This is a genomic window from Deltaproteobacteria bacterium (assembly GCA_016875225.1).
Classification (GTDB): domain Bacteria; phylum Myxococcota_A; class UBA9160; order SZUA-336; family SZUA-336; genus VGRW01.
In genome coordinates this window covers 1-16,308 of record VGRW01000078.1, presented here as the reverse complement: position 1 = coordinate 16,308, position 16,308 = coordinate 1, and the positions used below count along the sequence as shown (strand labels likewise).

The 16,308-nt window shown below is 71.2% G+C and carries 15 protein-coding genes; 5 read left to right on the top strand and 10 right to left on the bottom strand.

Features of this window, described 5'->3' with window-relative positions; genetic code table 11:
• Window positions 1-1,754: ammonia-forming cytochrome c nitrite reductase subunit c552 (locus FJ108_15130; protein ID MBM4337214.1), on the top strand; the 1,754-nt coding region annotated here is incomplete at its 5' end.
• Here the strand turns inward: FJ108_15130 and FJ108_15125 are convergent.
• From FJ108_15125 to FJ108_15115, 3 genes are read right to left on the bottom strand one after another with little or no spacing between them, the layout of a single operon-like run.
• A complete protein-coding gene (locus FJ108_15125; protein ID MBM4337213.1) occupies window positions 1,741-2,211 on the bottom strand; it encodes an OmpA family protein in 471 nt (156 codons plus the stop codon). The two genes, FJ108_15130 and FJ108_15125, sit on opposite strands and share 14 nt — an antisense overlap.
• A complete protein-coding gene (locus FJ108_15120; GenBank protein ID MBM4337212.1) occupies window positions 2,208-2,612 on the bottom strand; it encodes a hypothetical protein in 405 nt (134 codons plus the stop codon). The genes FJ108_15125 and FJ108_15120 overlap by 4 nt, the downstream gene beginning before the upstream one ends.
• A 17-nt stretch (window positions 2,613-2,629) precedes the next feature.
• Window positions 2,630-3,130, bottom strand: coding sequence for a hypothetical protein (locus FJ108_15115; GenBank protein ID MBM4337211.1), 501 nt, complete (start codon window positions 3,128-3,130; stop codon window positions 2,630-2,632).
• Between the two features lie 83 nt (window positions 3,131-3,213).
• Here FJ108_15115 and FJ108_15110 point away from each other — a divergent pair, with 83 nt between their 5' ends.
• Together FJ108_15110 and FJ108_15105 are read left to right on the top strand one after the other, a co-directional pair.
• A complete protein-coding gene (locus FJ108_15110) occupies window positions 3,214-3,654 on the top strand; it encodes a hypothetical protein (GenBank protein MBM4337210.1) in 441 nt (146 codons plus the stop codon).
• Complete coding sequence (locus FJ108_15105) at window positions 3,651-4,535, top strand: SDR family NAD(P)-dependent oxidoreductase (protein MBM4337209.1); 885 nt, start codon at window positions 3,651-3,653, stop codon at window positions 4,533-4,535. The genes FJ108_15110 and FJ108_15105 overlap by 4 nt, the downstream gene beginning before the upstream one ends.
• Here the strand turns inward: FJ108_15105 and FJ108_15100 are convergent.
• Window positions 4,519-6,114: a glycosyltransferase family 39 protein gene (locus tag FJ108_15100; protein MBM4337208.1), complete on the bottom strand. Its 1,596-nt coding sequence runs from the start codon at window positions 6,112-6,114 to the stop codon at window positions 4,519-4,521. The genes FJ108_15105 and FJ108_15100 overlap by 17 nt on opposite strands.
• Between FJ108_15100 and FJ108_15095 the strand changes: the two genes are divergently transcribed.
• Window positions 5,999-7,915 (top strand): NAD(P)/FAD-dependent oxidoreductase, encoded by a 1,917-nt coding sequence (locus FJ108_15095; protein ID MBM4337207.1) that lies wholly within the window; start codon window positions 5,999-6,001, stop codon window positions 7,913-7,915. The genes FJ108_15100 and FJ108_15095 overlap by 116 nt on opposite strands.
• Window positions 7,916-8,058: 143 nt before the next feature.
• On the opposite strand, the gene FJ108_15090 is transcribed toward FJ108_15095, so the two are convergent.
• Entirely contained in the window at window positions 8,059-9,858 is a 1,800-nt protein-coding gene (locus FJ108_15090; GenBank protein MBM4337206.1) for a hypothetical protein, read from the bottom strand.
• Window positions 9,821-11,335: a hypothetical protein gene (locus tag FJ108_15085; protein MBM4337205.1), complete on the bottom strand. Its 1,515-nt coding sequence runs from the start codon at window positions 11,333-11,335 to the stop codon at window positions 9,821-9,823. Before FJ108_15085 ends, FJ108_15090 begins: the two co-directional genes overlap by 38 nt.
• A gap of 692 nt (window positions 11,336-12,027) precedes the next feature.
• Between FJ108_15085 and FJ108_15080 the strand changes: the two genes are divergently transcribed.
• Window positions 12,028-14,232, top strand: coding sequence for an MMPL family transporter (locus FJ108_15080; protein ID MBM4337204.1), 2,205 nt, complete (start codon window positions 12,028-12,030; stop codon window positions 14,230-14,232).
• Here the strand turns inward: FJ108_15080 and FJ108_15075 are convergent.
• The 4 genes from FJ108_15075 to FJ108_15060 all read right to left on the bottom strand — a co-directional run.
• Window positions 14,229-14,441, bottom strand: coding sequence for a type II toxin-antitoxin system HicA family toxin (locus FJ108_15075; GenBank protein ID MBM4337203.1), 213 nt, complete (start codon window positions 14,439-14,441; stop codon window positions 14,229-14,231). The two genes, FJ108_15080 and FJ108_15075, sit on opposite strands and share 4 nt — an antisense overlap.
• A 5-nt stretch (window positions 14,442-14,446) precedes the next feature.
• Window positions 14,447-14,644, bottom strand: a complete 198-nt coding sequence (locus tag FJ108_15070; GenBank protein ID MBM4337202.1) for a type II toxin-antitoxin system HicB family antitoxin — start codon at window positions 14,642-14,644, stop codon at window positions 14,447-14,449.
• Window positions 14,645-15,074: 430 nt separating this feature from the next.
• The gene (locus FJ108_15065) at window positions 15,075-16,190 is read right to left on the bottom strand and encodes an acyl-CoA dehydrogenase (GenBank protein MBM4337201.1); all 1,116 of its coding nucleotides are present in this window, start codon (window positions 16,188-16,190) and stop codon (window positions 15,075-15,077) included.
• An 8-nt stretch (window positions 16,191-16,198) separates the two neighbouring features.
• Window positions 16,199-16,308 (bottom strand): hypothetical protein (locus FJ108_15060; protein MBM4337200.1); only part of this gene is annotated, 110 nt, incomplete at its 5' end.

Below are 16,308 nucleotides of genomic sequence, written 5' to 3'. Positions count from 1 at the left end.
GCCCGATGTGCGCGGACTGCCACTCGACCGGCGTCGTGAAGGGCTACGACGCGGCGAGCGACTCGTACGGCACGAGCTGGGCGGAGCTCGACGTCGGCTGCCAGGCGTGTCACGGGCCGGGGTCCGCGCACGTCGAGCTCGCGCGCGCGGGCTCCGGGTCCGCGACCGGGAAGCCCGGAGGGCTGCTCGTCGATCTCGCGACCGCGGACGCGACGCGGCAGGTCGAGAGCTGCGCGCCGTGTCACTCGCGGCGCGCGCAGATCCGCGCCGACATCCCCTACGGCCGGCCGCTCCTGGACGGCTTCCTGCCCGCGACGCTCGACGTCGGCCTGTACCACCCCGACGGCCAGATCGACGCCGAGGTGTACGAGTACGGCTCGTTCCTGCAGAGCGCGATGTACGCGCGCGGCGTGCGCTGCAGCGACTGCCACGATTCGCACAGCGGAAAGCTCGCGGCGGAGGGAAACGCGCTCTGCGTGCGCTGTCACTCGCCCGCCGGTGATTCGCGCTTTCCGACTCTGAAAGCCAGGGAGTACGACGCGCCCGAGCACCACCACCACGCGCCGGGCTCGGCCGGCGCGGCCTGCGCCGACTGTCACATGCCGGAGAAGACCTACATGGAGATCGACCGGCGCCGCGATCACTCGATCCGAGTGCCGAGGCCGGATCTCTCGGCGAAGCTCGGCACGCCGAACGCGTGCAACGCCTGTCACGCCGACCGCACGCCTGCGTGGGCGGCGGAGCACGTCGCGAACTGGTACGGGCCGGAGCGCCGCAGCGAGCCGCACTTCGGCGAGGTCTTCGCCGCGGCGCGAGCGGGCGACGGCAGCGCGATCCCCGCGCTGATGAAGCTCGCGGACGACCCCGCACAGCCGACCGTCGTGCGCGCGACCGCGCTCGGGCTGCTCGAGCCCGCGGGGCCGCAGATCACGCCGGTGCTCGAGCGCGCGGCGAAGGAGGCCGACCCGTGGCTGCGCAGCGCCGCCGCGGGCGCGTGCGACGCGCTCGGCGCCGAGGCGCGGCTGGCCGTCGCGTCGCCGCTGCTCTCCGACCCGGTGCTCGGCGTGCGAATCGAGGCCGCGCGCGTGCTCTCGGTTCTGCCCGCGGCGGACCTCGCGCCCGATCTGCGGGCTCGCCTGGACGCGGGCCTGCGCGAGTTCGAGACCGCGCAGCGCGTGCAGGGCGACCTGCCCGGCGCGCACCTGAACCTGGGCGTGGTGCTGGCGAATCGCGGCGAGGACGCGCGCGCCGAGGCCGAGTACCGCACCGCGCTGCGCATGGACCCCGCGTTCCTTCCCGCGAGCTTCAACCTGGCCACGCTGCTCAACAAGATGGGGCGAAACGCGGACGCGGAGAGCGCGCTCCGCGACGCGATACGGCTCTCGCCCGAGCAGGGCGACCTGCACTACTCGCTCGGCCTCCTTCTCGTCGAGGCCGGCAAGCTCGAGCCCGGCGCCGAGTCACTCGGCCGCGCCGCGGAGCTCATGCCCGAGCGCGCGCGCGTGCACTACAACCACGGCCTCGCGCTGCTGCGCTCCGGCCAGCGCGCCGATGCGGGCCGCGCGCTGCGTCTTGCCTACGAGCGCGCGAAGAGCGACCCGCAGATCGTGCACGCGCTCGCGCTCTTCCATGCGCAGGCCGGCGAGTGGGCGAGCGCGCTGCCGCTCGCGCGCGAGCTGGTCGCCCTTGCGCCCGAGGACCCGGGCGCGAAGGAGATGCTCGCGAGGATCGAGGCCGAGCTCAGCGCACCGTGATCTCGACCCGGCGGTTGCTCTTGCGCCCCTGCGCCGACGCGTTCGACGCGGCCGGCGAGGCGGTCGAGAACGCCGTCACCTTCATCCGCGCGGGCTCGATCCCCAGCGTCGACAGGTAGCCCGCGCACGCCTGCGCGCGCTGCGCGGAGAGCGTCTGGTTGGTGGCCTCGCCGCCGGTCGAGTCCGCGAAGCCCTGAACGTCGAACGTCGCGTGCGGGAACGGCGCCTGCTTCTCCGCGAACCAGCGCAGCTGCTGCTTCGCGTCCTCGTCGAGCGCGGCGCTGCCGGTCGCGAAGTAGATCACCGCCGCGTACCGGGCGGCCTCCGCGTGCGCGGCCTCGTCCTGCTGTTTCAGCCGCTCGTATTCCTGGTCGTAGGCGTTGTTGTAGGCGGTCTGACAGGAAATCGAGACCAAAGCGAAGGCGAGCGCGACGACGAGAACGGCTGCGTTTCTCACTTCGACGCCCGCCCCTCGAGCGCGGCGGCTAGCTCCGCGAGCGAGAGCGCGCTGTCGCCGCCGCCGTCGATCTCCATGAACATCGGCAGGCGCGCGCTCACGAACTCGCGCCGCGAGACGCGGCCGTCGCCGTCCTTGTCGATCGCCGCGAAGTCCTCCTTGAGCACGACTACCTTCACGAACTCCGCCTCGGTGAAGAAGCCGTCCTTGTCGCTGTCGCCGAGGAAGAACACGTCGACCAACCGCTCGTAGAACTCGTCGATCTCGATCGCGCCGTCGCCGTTCGCGTCGGTCTCGGCGAAGGCCGCCTTCAGGTCGTACTTCTGCGCCTGCTCCGCTCTCGCGCCGATCGCGACGAGAATCCCGATGCCAAACACCGCGAGTGCCCCGATCCGCTTCATCTCTGCTCCCCCGCGCGTCACGAGTTCTGGATCTGCCAGGTGCCGTCGGCCTGACGGCACGCGGTCCCGGAGGTCTGCTGCTTCTCGTTGCCGATCACGACCTCCTGCCGGTACTCGCGGCAGTACTGCCCGTTCGCGAGCTGGTAGGTGTGGGTCGGCGTGATCGAGCCGGAATTCCCCGAGTCGGGGTTGTTCCAGGCCGACGCCTGGCCCGAGCGGTTCTGCTCGAAGGCCGCCGCCGCGGCCGCCGCCGCCATCTTCTTGTCCTTGTCGTCCAGGCGGTGCCCGACGTAGCCGCCGGCCAGGCCGCCGACCAGAGCGCCCGCGACGACCGCGCCGCCTTTTCCACCCATCGCGCCGACCAGAAGCGCTCCCGCGCCCGCGCCGATCACCGCGCCCAGGACGGCCTTCGGGTTGTTCGATACGCCCTCTTCCGCCGACTGCAGCTGCGCGCAGCCGGCAGTGATCACCACGGCGAGCAGCGCGGCGACGGCGCGCTCCAGATTCGACTTCCTCATCTTTTCTCCCGTTCGCAGTGTCGACAGGTCTTCGCGGTCCGTGCGATGCTGCTGCGCAAGGCACGGACCGGGAGGATGTACCGATGAGCCGCACGATCGCAATCGCAACCGCAGCGCTTCTCTTCGTGTTCGCGCCCCACGCGCAGGCGCAGACCGCGAAGTGGGACCAGGCCGCGGTCACGGCCGCCGCCGCCGATCTCGAGTCCGCCGTCTCGGGCCTGCGCGATGCGGTGCGCAAGAGCAACGCGTGGAACATGACCACGGACCGGTCGAAGCTGCACGAGATCACCCAGGACCTGCGGCAGATCGAGTGGCTGGCCGCGAGCCTGCACGGCGACCTGGAGAAGGGTGAAGGGCTCGAGGCGACCACGCCGGTGTACGAACAGATCCTGCAGCGCCGCGAGTACGCGAAGTCCGACGCGATGTTCGTCGACATCAACGACTTCCTGAAGCCCAAGCTCGCCGCCACGCGCGCGGCGCTGTTGAAGCTCTCCGCCTACTACGCGAAGCAGCCGTCGCCCTGACCTTCGGGAAGTCGAGCACCGCGGAGCAAGTCACCGAGGGGATCGATCTGTCCGGAACGCTCGCGCTGGTCACCGGCGTGAACTCCGGGATCGGCTTCGAGACCATGCGCGTGCTGGCGCTGCGCGGCGCGAAGGTGATCGGAACCGCGCGCACGCTCGAGAAGGCCGAGGCAGCCTGCGCGCGGGTGAGCGGCGCGCTCGTGCCGCTCGCCTGCGAGCTCGAGAGCCAGGACTCGATTCGTGCCTGCGCGCGCGAGGTCTCGCGGATGGGCCGGCCGCTCGATCTGTGCATCGCCAACGCGGGAATCATGGCGCTGCCCGAGCGAGCGCTCGTGAACGGCGTCGAGAAGCAGCTCGCCACCAATCACCTGGGGCATTTCCTGCTCGTGAATCTGCTGCGGCCGCAGCTGGACGCCGCGCGCGCAGCGCGCGTCGTCGTCGTGAGCAGCGCCGCGCATTTCCAGGCGCCGTCGGGCGGGATCGACTTCGACGACCTCGCAGCCGAGCGGAGCTACGGCGCGTGGCGCGCGTACGGGCAGTCGAAGCTCGCGAACGTGCTCTTCGCGAAGGCGCTCGCGCGGCGGATCGGCCCCAGGCACACCGCGAACGCGCTGCACCCCGGAGTCATCTCCACGAACCTGGGCCGGAACATGAATCCGCTTCTCGGCGCGGTCGCCGGCTTCGTGATGCGGCCGTTCTCGAAGACGATCCCGCAGGGCGCGGCCACCAGCTGCTACGTCGCCGCGCGGCCGGAGCTCGAGGGGGTGACCGGCAAGTACTTCTCGGACTGCGCAGTGAGCGAGCCGAGCCGGCGCGCGAACGACGAGGCGCTCTCCGAGCGGCTCTGGGACGTGTCTTCGCAGCTCACCGGGGTTCGCTAGCCGGCGGCTTGCGCCGGAAGATCACGAGTGACTCGTCGGTCCGCGGCGCGTAGCTTCGCGCGGCCTCGCCCCAGACCGACGTCGTGCCCGAGTCCAGGATCTCGACCACGCCCTCCACGTCGTACTCGCGTCGCAGGTAGCCCTGCGCCCAGTCGAACGCGTGGTGCTCCGACGCGGGCCGCCACATCCAGGAGCTGAACGCGTTTGCGAGCACCACCACCGGCGCGCGCGCGGCCTCGACCTGCGCGACCAGCTCCTTCTGCATCGCGAGCGCGTAGGGGTGCACCTCCGTGAGCCCGTACATGTAGATGTGCCCGGTCGCGCTGCGGCGCTGCGCGTAGAAGAAGATCTGCGGCTCGGAGCCGAACACGGCCACGCGCTCTTCGGGGGTGGTGTTCGCGCGCACGTAGTCTGCGATCTCGATCGACTCGGGGAACGGGTTCAGTCGGTACACCGCGCGCGAGAACTCCAGCGGCGAAAGGCGCAGCAGCGGGTCGCGCTCCAGCCCGATCAGAAGCGCCGCGGACGCGACGACCACCGCCGCAGCGGCCTTCGCGCCCACGCGGCGCGCGACGGCGCTCGCGCCGACCCCGACGAGCAACGCGACAGCCGGCCACATGGCGATGAAGTAGTGGGGGCGGAAGTGGCCGCCCGGCACGACCGCGAACACCGAGAACGCCAGCAACCCGCCGAGGAAGAGCGCGGAGCGCCGGGCCAGCGAATCCCGGATCGGCGCGAGCAGGCCGAGCGCGGCCAGCGCCAGGAACCCCGCGAGCGGCGGCATGCGCCCGAGCGCGAAGCCGAGCCGGCCGAGCGCGTACGCGAGCGGCTCGGACGTCGCGTAGCTCGACGCGTACACGAAGTTCCAGAACCAGAAGCGTTCGAAGACGCCCGCCCCCCAGAGCCAGAGCGCGATCGCGGCGAACGGAAGCGCGGCGCCCGCGCAGTAGGCGGGGAGCCCGCGCCTGGAATGCCGAAGCACCCAGAGCGCGCCGAAGGCCGCGAACACCACCCCGTGCTGCTTCATGGTGTAGGCCAGGCCGAGAACCGCGCCGCTCGCGAAGAGCTCCAAGGTTCGCCTCGATTCCAGCGCGCGCAGCAGCAGCACCAGCCCCGCCAGCGCGAAGAGCGCGACGAAGTGGGTCGCGTGCGCGGCCGTGCCCAGCACCGCGACGGCGAGCGACAGGAATCCGTACGCCGCCCCGGCCGCCGCGCCGGTCCAGTCGTCGCCGATCCGGCGCCCGAGCGCGTAGACCAGGACCATCGAGAGCAGGCTCACCGCGAGCAGGCCGAGCCGGATCGCGAGCGCCGTCTGGCCGAAGAGCCCGAGCGCCAGCGCGTAGGCCGCCGCGGTGCCGGGCATCTTCATGGTGTAGGCCTCGGCCCAGGGCGGAACGCCCTGCAGCAGCAGCTGCGCGAAGTAGGCGTACTCGCCCTCGTCGCGCTCGAGCGGCACGTCGGCGATGCGCATCCGGATCGCCGCGACGACGAGCGCGGCCAGCCCGAGCGCGAGCAGCGCCCGGCGCCGCCGCCGCCTCTCGTGCGCCTGGTCCGCTTCGTCCGCCGTCTTCGCGCTCATCTGGATCCGCCCGCGATCATCGCGCGTTTTCCCCGCCCACGGCAGACCGAGCAGGCGGATCGGCGCTTCGAGTAGACTCGCGAGCCGGACGCGGGCGGATGCAGCGGCAAGCGAGGAGGAAGCGATGGGTGGGCAGGCGGCTTCGGAGCGGGAGAAGTTCGACGCGATCGTGATCGGGTCCGGCCTGGGCGGCCTGGCCGCGGCCGCGTACCTTTGCGCGGCGGGAAAGCGGACGCTCGTGCTCGAGGGTCACTACGTGGCGGGCGGGAACAGCCAGGTGTTCCGCCGCAAGCACAAGGGCCAGGAGTACGAGTTCGACGTCGGCATCCACTACATCGGCGAGTGCGGCCGCGACGGCGTGATCACCGCGGTGCTGAACGGCCTGGGCCTCGCGGAGCGCGTGGTGTTCCGGCCGCTCGACTCCGACGGCTACTCGACGCTGCACTTCCCCGACGTTTCGTTCCGCGTGCCGTTCGGCTGGGACCGCTACCGCGCGCGGCTGCACCAGACGTTCCCGAACGAGAAGGTCGCGCTCGACGCCGTGCTCGACGTGATGCAGGACGTGGCAGGCACGGGCCACCGGCTCGGCCGCGGCGAGCTCGCGATGGCCGACATCATGACGCAGGCGCCGACGTTCCTGCAGCAGGGTCTGCGGCCGGTGACGGAGCTCTTCGCCGAGCACAAGCTCTCCAAGCAAGCCGGCGCGGTGCTGCTGGGCGAGCAGGGCTGCTACGCGGTGCGCCCGTCCGACACGCCGGTCGTGATGGCCGCGGGGCTCACCGACCACTTCCTGCGCGGCGCGTACTACCCGGAGGGCGGCGGCCAGGTGCTCGCCGCGCGCCTGATCGAGTCGATCCGCGCCAACGGCGGGGAGGTGCGCACGCAGAGCCCGGTGCGGCGCATCCGCATCGAGAAGGGCCACGCCGTCGGCGTGCTCACCGGCCGCAAGGACCGCGCGCCGCACGAGGTCGACGCGCCGCTCGTGATCTCGAACGCCGACCTGAAGCGCACCTTCTTCGAGCTGGTCGGGCCCGAGAACCTGAAGCCCGACACGGTCGAGCGGATCCGCTCGCTCAAGATGGCCGTGCCACTGTTCTGTGTGTACCTGGGCCTGGACATCGACCTGCGCGCGAAGGGCTTCCCCAACAGCAACCACTTCATCTGGGGCGACTACGACATCGAGGGCGTCTACGACGAGCTCGACGCCGGCCGCATCTCGTCGAAGGCGATGGCGTACATCACCGCCGCGAGCCTGAAGGACCCCGTCACGCGCCAGATCGCGCCGGTCGGCCACACCAACCTGCAGATCATGACGCTGGTCCCGCGCGAGTACTCGGTGTGGGGCGTCGATCGCGGCCCCGCCGACGGCGGCGACTACCACCGCGACCCGGTCTACCGCGAGCGCAAGAAAGAGCTGATGGACCACCTGATCGACGTCTCCGAGCGCGTGATCCCCGGCCTGCGCGAGCACATCGTCTGGCAGGAGGCCGCCACGCCGATCAGCCAGGAGCGCTTCACGCACTCCACCGGCGGCACCTCCTACGGGATCGAGATGTCGCGCAGCCAGGCCGGCCCGATGCGCGTCGGCCCCCGCACCGAGATCGAGGGTCTGTTCCTCACCGGCGCCAGCACGCCCTCGGGCCCCGGCATCTCCGGCGTCCTGCGCAGCGGCATCGCCACGGCAGGCGAGATCCTCGAAACCGACCTGCTCCGCCCCATCCTCGCCGGCGAAGTCTTCGGCGACCGGTCGAAGCTACCGGAGCTGCGCGAGGGGTGGGATGCGTGGAGGGAGAGTCACTAGCGGAGCGACGGGACGAAGGACGAGCGATCGTTCGGTCCAACGAAGCCGCCATCTCGGGATTCGAGCGGTCCAACGATCGACCCGCAGGTCAGCGGGTCGTGGCCGGGTTCCGTTTCGAGCCGTGACCCAGCGCCGACCCGACGCTATTCCCAGGCCGGGCGCAGGTCGAGCGCCGGGAAGCGGACGTGCGGGTCGGGCGCGAGGATCACGGCGACCACGGTGTGTCCGCCGAGCACCGGCTTCGACAGGTACAGCCGGCTGTCCGGACCGGCCTGACGCGCGGTCCGGCGCCAGCTCTCGACGACTTCGGGATCGCTCGTCACCAGGTGCGGCTCCATGAACGGAGCGATCAGGTCGACACCGCTCGCGGCCAGATACTCGTAGGAGGCGACCTTGTCGTGCGCCATCGCGCGCTCCGCGCTCGGCGGCATCTTCTGGCGCGCGACCACCTTGTCGGTCAGGCCGAGCTCGTCGAGCGTGCGCAGACCGCTGAAGTAGGGAATCGCTCCGACGCAGGGAATCGCGACGTGCGTGTCGCGCGGCAGCAGGCCCTCGTTGACCATCCTGCCCAGAATCACCCCCTCGGGCTCGACGGTGGCGAGAAATCCCCGGTGCTCCTCCTGGCGCAGAGCGACGAACTGACGACTCAGTGCCTCGAACGACGAGTTGTAACTGCGAAGATATCCGGAGACACCGGGAACGCTTTCGAGCCACGGATGGCGGCGAAGATCGACAAGGTCGCGATTGCCGTCGGCGCGCGCGTGCCAGCCGGGAAAGCCCGGTTCGTAGCTCGATGGAAAATCGAGGTGGGACAGCGCAGGAATCACCGCCACGGCCAGGCAGGAAGCGCCGGCCCAGGCCACCGCGAATGCAGTGCCGAGGCGCTGCGCGGCGAACGCGAGCCCGTCGTACAGCAGCACCGCGAGCAAGGGGAAGTAGACGTCGACGGGACGGTACTCGAAGTGATCGCCGCCGCAGTACGCGACGTAGAGCGCATGACTCGCCACCGTGAGCCCGATCAGAACGGTCGCGGCCGGGCGCCCGGCCCACACGCGGCACGCCGCGCCCACGACGACCAGCGGGAGCCAGACCGGCGCGCCGTACTCCTGCAGGAAGGTGCGCAGGTAGAGCCCGCCCATGTCCCACCAGCTCGCTCCGTCGAGCTTGGCGTAGTAGGTGTTCGGAAGCCACTCGCCGTAGTACGCCCAGCGGAACGCGAACTGCGCGCCGACGACGACCGCGAAGAGCAGCGCGCCCTTCGCCGCCGCGGCGAGATCGACGCGCCGCTCGTACGCTTCGCAGCCGAAGCGCGCCGCGAAGAACGCGCCGGCGAACAGGAGGCCGTCGGGCCGGGTCAGCGCGGCGAGCGCGAGCAGCAGCGCGGGCCGCCACCAGCGGGATTCCCGCCGCTCGATCTCGCGAACTCCGACGAGCACGGCCGCCACCACCAGCAGCTCGAAGAGCTTGGTCTCGAGGCCGCTCGTGCTCCAAACGGCCGCACTGCGGTTCAGTGCCAGCCACAGCGCCGGAACGACGACGAGCCACGACCCGACGCCCCGTCGCTCGCGGCGCCAGCAGAAGGCGACCGTCCCGCCCCAGAGTACGAGCCCGGCGGCAGCGCTGATCCAGTTCGCGGTCTGGTGCGGCTCGAAGCCGGTGAGCCACTGGCACGAGGACAGGACCAGCACCCAGAGCAGATTGGTGTAGCCCTCGACGCGCTCGAAGCCGGGATTGAACACGAGGGGGTAGCCATCGCGAAGATTGCGCGCGTAGCGAAACGAGATGAACGCGTCGTCGGTCAGGAACTCGTAGACCCAGATCTGGTACGCGAAGATCAGCAGGCACGCCGAGAGCGCCGCGGCGAGCGCGAGCGACGGGGCGGCGTGCGCGGCGCGCGCACGCGGCTCAGGGGGCTTCGCGGACGAAGTACGCAAAATGTCCATCCGGTGTTCGGGCGGTTTCGGGACGATACGCCGCCGCGAAGCCGGGGTGAAGCAGCAGCTCTCGCTCGGCGGGGTAGAAGGGACGAACCAGCTCGAGCGGTGGCAGCGGGTCGCGCGAGAGTCCGTACACTCCGACGATGACGTACTCCGGCCGCCGCCCGAGCACGTACTCGACGTCGTACTTCTCGTGGCCCGCCTGCCCGCCGCCGAGCTCGGGCATGTCTCGATGGGCGATGTGCAGGTCGTTCAGACCCAGCATGTCGATCGCGCGCAGCCGCGAGAAGTACGGGATCGCGCCGGCGGGGATCACCGCGATCGTCTCGCCGGGCTTCGCGTGCTCGCGGAACCACGCGCCGATCCGCCGCCACGCCCCGACCTCGCGGACGTCCTGCTGCACGTAGCCGTACTGCGTGCCGCGGAACGCGGGCAGCGCCGAGTACGCGGCCATCGCCGCAAACACGGCGACCGCGATCGCTTGCGCAAAGCCAACGCGAGTGACTCGCTCGAGACACGCGTGTGCGCCCCAGCCGACCAGCAGCGCGAACGGCCCCAGCACGGGCACGAAGAAGCGGTACATCGGCAGGCCGTCGCCGCCCACCGCCACCACCTGCGCGGCGAGTGCGCCGGCCACCGCCGCCAGAAGAGCCGCAAACCGCCTGCGCGCGCCCAGGAACGCAGCCGCGGCGATCGGCAGCAGCCAGTAGCCGGTCACCGACAGCCAGTCGTGCGCGTAGGCGAGACCACGTCGGAGCTGCGCGGCGCTGCCGCCGACCTTCGCGTAGAAGGTGTTCGGCAGCGGGTACCCGTAGTACTGCCAGCGCCACAACAGATAGGGCGTGACGATGGCCAGGAACACGCCCAGCCACGCGTACCAGCGCGGCCAGAATCCGCGCTCGCGCCGACACAGCGCGAGCGCCGCTGCCGCGACGACGACGGCGAGCGGCGCACCCTCGGGCCGCGCCAGCGCAGCGAGGCCGAAGAGCGCCGCGCTCGAAGCCGGCAGCTCCCCGCGCTCGACCGCCTCGGCCGCGAGGCCGGCGCCCCACACGATCAACGCCGCGAAGAGCGGCGCCTCGAGTCCGCCCGTCGCCCACACCGCGAAGGCGGGGCTCACCGCGAGCCACACGGGCGCGCACCACAGCGTCGCCGGATGGCGCAGCGACGAGGGCCCGAATCGCACCGTCGCCGCGATCGACGCCACGGACGCACCAAGCCCGAGCCAGCGGCACGCCAGCTCGGGATCGAAGGAGGCCGCAAGCGAGAGGCTCGCGCAGAGCACCCATAGGAAGTTGGTGTAGCCCTCGACCCGCTCGCCGGGATTGAACACGAGCCCGTGTCCGTCGACCAGGTTCAGCGCGTAGCGGAAGCTGATGAACGCGTCGTCGACGGTGTGGTCGTAGAAGCGCAGCGCCAGCAGCAGGAACAGCGCCGCGCAGACGCCGAACACGAGCCACCGCGAAGACGCGAGCTCCGCCACTCGCCCCGCGCGCGAGGCGTCCGCGCCCCCCCTCGCTCCGCGTCGTCTCGCTCGAGCGCCCGCCAATCGCGTCTCCGCCTCCCGCGGAGAGAATTAGCCCAACTCGCGCCGCGGACCCGCGGCGCCCGCGAGCAAGAGGCCCGTGGTCCGAGACCGAATGCTTTGCGAAGTGAGAGAGTCCGGGCTCTCGCGGGGTCGGGTCGGCGCGACCTCTCCGGCAGGAGGCCGCCACCCCGATCAGCCAGGAGCGCTTCACTCACTCCACCGGCGGCAACTGCTACGGAATCGAGACTTCGCGCAGCCGGGCCGCTCCCATTCGCGTCGGCCCCCGCACCGAGATCGAGAGCCTGCTCCTCACCGGCGCCAGCACGCCGTCGGGCCCCGGCATCTCCGGCGTCCTGCGCAGCGGCATCGCCACGGCAGGCGAAATCCTCGAGAACGACCCGCTCCGCCCGATCCTCGCGGGCGAAGTCGTCGCCGACCGGTCCAAGCTGCCCGAGCTGCGCGAGGACTGGGATGCTTGGGGGGAGAGTCACTGAGTCGCCGAGCCAGAGCGCCTCGACCCGCAGCCCCGGGTGGCGCCGACGGGCCCGCGTGAAGTGGAGTTCGGTCCGCGAAACCCGGCGCGGCGCACCGGCGCGCGGTAGGATTCGGCGATCGCGAACTCCCTCTTCACACGCTTTGCGCGCCGGGTGAGCGCTCGGCCGCGCTCCGTGGTGCTGGCGTTCGCGCTGGCGTCGCTCGCGGGCGGGCTCTACGGCGCGAGCGCCGCGCGCTACCTGAGCGCGGGCGGGCTCGAGGTGCCGGGCAGTGAGTCGCACCGCGCGGCGGAGAGCCTGACCACGCGGCTTCGGCTCGGCGCGCCGGACGTGATCGCCGTGCTGGAACGCAGCGACGGGGACGTGCGCGATTCGGCCTTCGCGGCCGTCGTGCTGGACGGCGCGGAGCGTCTGGCCGAGGACCCGGGCGTCGCTGCGATCACGTCGGTCTTCGACACGGGCCTGGACTCACTGGTCTCTCGCGACGGCCGCCGCACCCTGCTTCTCGTCGACCTGCGCGGCTCACAGGCGGAGCAGGTCGCGACGTTCGCGCGACTCGCGCCGCAGTTCCGCGAGATCTTCCCCGGGGCGCCGCTCGGCGGGCGGATTCCCGCCGAGAGCCTGGCGCAGGAGGTCGCAAACCGCGACGTCGCGCGCGCGGAGCTGTGGGCGGTGCCGTTCGCGGCGCTGTTCACGCTGATCTTCTTCCGCAGCGTCGTGGCGGCGGCGCTGCCGATCGCGATCGGCGCCTTCTCGCTCGCGAGCTCGGCCGCGGTCACGCGCGGGCTCGCCGGCGCGACGGAGATCTCGATCTTCGCGCTGAGCGTCAGCTCGTTCCTCGGTCTCGGTCTGTCGATCGACTACGCGCTCCTGATCGTGCAGCGCTTCCGCGAGGAGCTCGAACGCACGATCGACCTGGCCGACGCGGTGGCCACCACGCTCGACACCGCCGGCCGGGCGGTGTGGGTCTCGGGCGGGACCGTCATGGTGAGCCTGCTGGTGCTCCTGATCGTGCCGGTGCCGCTGCTGCGCAGCATTGCGTTCGGGGGGTTGCTCGCGGTGGCGACCGCGGTGGTGGGGTCGCTCGCGCTGCTGCCGGCGCTGCTCGCCTGGCTCGGCCCGAACGTGAACCGGTTGCGTGTAGGGCGCGTGGTGGTCTTCGGCCCGAGCCGGTTCTGGGCGCGGATCGCCGAGCTCTCGATGCGCCGCCCCGTGCTGACCGCGGGCTCGTGCAGCGCCCTGCTTCTGGCGCTCGCGCTGCCGGCGCTGCGCATGGAGGCCGTGCTCCCCGACGCGCGCACCCTGCCCGCCGGCTCGGACGTGCGCCGGGTCGACGCGCTGCTCGCGGATCCGAACGTGTTCGACCCGAGCGGGGCGTCGGCGGTGCAGGTCGTCGTGCGGACGAACGGTCCGGTGCAGGAGCCTGCGAATTTGCGGCTCGTGCAGGAGTATCTGGCCGCGCTGCGCGGCGTGACTGGCGTCTCCGAGGTTCGCACGCCGCTCGCCTGGCTCGGCGACGGCGGCGGCACAGCGGGCGAGCCGCCGCGCCGCGAGGCGCTCGAGCTGCAGCTCGCGCGCACCGTCGACCGCGACCTTGCGCTCGTCACGGCGCAGGGCACCGACGCCTGGCGCTCGGCCGGGGCCGGCGCCACCGTGAGCGCGATCCGCGCGCTTGCGCACCCGGGCCTCGAGGTCGAAGTCGGCGGCCCGACCGCGCTGCTCGTCGACATCCGCAGCACGCTCAAGAGCTACGGCGCGCTCGTGGCGCTGCTGGTCGTGGCCTGGAACCTGATCGTGCTCTTCGCCGCGTTCCGCTCGGTGCTGGTCCCGGTGAAGGCCGTGATCATGAACGCGCTCTCGCTCGCCGCGAGCTACGGCCTGCTCGTGCTCGTGTTCCAGGACGGCCACCTTTCGGGCCTGCTCGACTTCGAGCCGCCCGGCGGCATCGAGGCCACCATTCCGCTGATCATGGCCGCGGTCGTGTTCGGCCTGTCGATGGACTACGAGGTCTTCCTGCTGAGCCGGATCCGCGAGGAGTTCCTGCTCGACGGCGACAACACGCGCAGCATCGTCGCGGGCCTGTCCGCCACCGGCCGGACCATCTCGAGCGCCGCGCTGATCCTGCTGGTGGTGATCGGCGCCTTCGCCGCGGGCGACCTGATCTACGTGAAAGAGATCGGTGTCGGCATGGCCGGCGCGATCACCGTCGACGTGACCCTGGTGCGCGCGCTGCTCGTGCCCGCGACCATGCGCATGCTCGGCCGCTGGAACTGGTGGGCCCCGCGCTGGCTCGGCGGCGGAGGCGCGACTGCGCTCGGGGGCGAAGCAGAGGCGAGGCGATCGGTCCGGTCCGGCTAGAGCAACCGGCGGAACTCCTCGATCGTGAGACCCGCGTCGCGGATGATGCCGCCCATGGTGAAGGCGTTGATCGGATTGCCGCGGGGGATGGTCAGGATGCGAACGCCGTCCGTCATCACGATGTGCTTGCCTTGGCGCAGCACTCGAAAGCCAGCGCGCTCGAGCGCGCGAACGGCACGCTGATGCGGAATGCCCGGGAGCTTGCCCACGTCCGCTACAGGGGAACGTCGATCTCGCGAACGACCGCGCCCTTCGTGAGCTCGGCGACCGCCGCCAGGTACTCGCGGATCGCGTCCTGGATGTTCGCGATCGCCTCTTCCTCGGTCGCGCCTTGCGACCAACAGCCGGGTAGTCCGGGAACCGACACGCTGAAGCCCTCTTCCGACGATTGAAGCGCAATCTTGTACTTCATGACGATGACCTCGGCCGAAACCTAGCGCCCCGTTCTCCGAGCCGCCCGACGCCGGATTTCCAGGGAATTCCGCGGCCTTGATGGCAGCTGCCCAAGGACGGGATCGCTTGCGCGCCCCCTGTCTTCTCTTCATCCATTGGCACTCGCTCACCCTGGACGCGAGGGCGATGCCCCGGACCTCTCCGAGCTTCAACCCTTGGCGTGATCCGCTGTCGCCCGCGCCGTGCCCCCCAGCCGCTGGCCGCGCGACGCTCCTTCGCTCCGCGCGAGCTTAGACCTGCCGCTCTCCGGGGGCGCGTGGATCAGCGCCCGGGGCGTCACCGCAGGAATCGGTGTCGGCTGAACGCCAGAATCACTCTCGGCTGAACGCGAGCTTCGGCACTGGCTCGCCCGTAAACCGACCGCGGCAGCCCGAGCCACCCCGCCGTAGCTACGCCAGGATGTGTCGGGCGATGGTCAGGATCTGGATCTCGGTGGTGCCGCCGCCGAGCTCGAGCAGCTTCGCGTCGCGGGCCAGGCGCTCGACGGTCTGCTCCTCCAGGTAGCCGTAGCCGCCCAGGATGTGGATCGCCTCGGTGGCGACGTAGGTGCCCACCTCCGTGACGTAGAGCTTGCCGGCGCAGGCGTCGGCGATCGAGACGTCGCCCTGCTCGTACACGACGCGGCGCGCGTTCGAGAGCGCCACGTACATCCGCGCCAGGCGATTCTGCACCAGCTGGTAGTTCGCGATCGGCTGCCCGCCCTGCACGCGCTGCTTGGCGTAGTCGCGCGCGATCTCGAAGCAGCGCTCGGCGATCCCGTAGCCCATGACCGCGATGCCGATCCGCTCGCCGGCCAGCGACTTGCGCACGTGGTCGCGGTCGCGCGTGCCCGCGCCGAGCAGGTTCGCGGCGGGCACGCGCACGTCGTCGAAAAAGACCTCGCCGGTCGGGGAGCTCTTCATCCCCATCTTCTTGAACGGCTTGCCGACGCTCACGCCCTCGAAGCCGCGCTCGACGATGAACGCCTGGATCGAGCCGTCCTCCGCGTTCTTCGCGTAGACCAGGAAGACGTCGCCGTAGGGGGCGTTCGTGATGAAGGTCTTGGACCCGTTCAGCACGTAGTCCTTGCCGTCGCGCCGCGCCTCCGTGCGCATCGACCCGAACGCGTCGGAGCCCGCGCCGGGCTCGGTCAGGCACCAGCAGCCCACCTTCTCGCCGCGCAGCAGGTCCGGCAGGTAGCGCGCCTTCTGCTCCGGCGTCCCGCCGCGCATGATGTTGCCGGCGCAGAGCCCGATGCTCACGCCCCAGCTCATGCCGAAGCCCGGGTTCACGCGCGCGATCTCGATGATCAGCTGCGTGCGCGCCCAGCTCGCGAGCGCGCGCGACTCCGCGTCGTCGCCCAGGTCGCCGACCAGGCTCGCGCCGAGCGCCGCGTTCATCCTCTTGATGAACGGGTACGGGAGCTCCGCGCCGCTCTCCATCGCGGGCGTGGCCGCCTCGAGCTCGGTGGTCATGAACTTGCGGTACTGGTCGCGGATCAGGAGCTGGCTGTCGCTTGGTTCCATGCGCCGGATTAGAGCACAGCCCGCCCCAGCAGCGCGCGCGCGATGGTCGCGAGCTGGATCTCGTTCGTGCCGCCGCCGATCTCGAACATCTTCGCGTCGCGCGCGAGCTTCTCGAAAA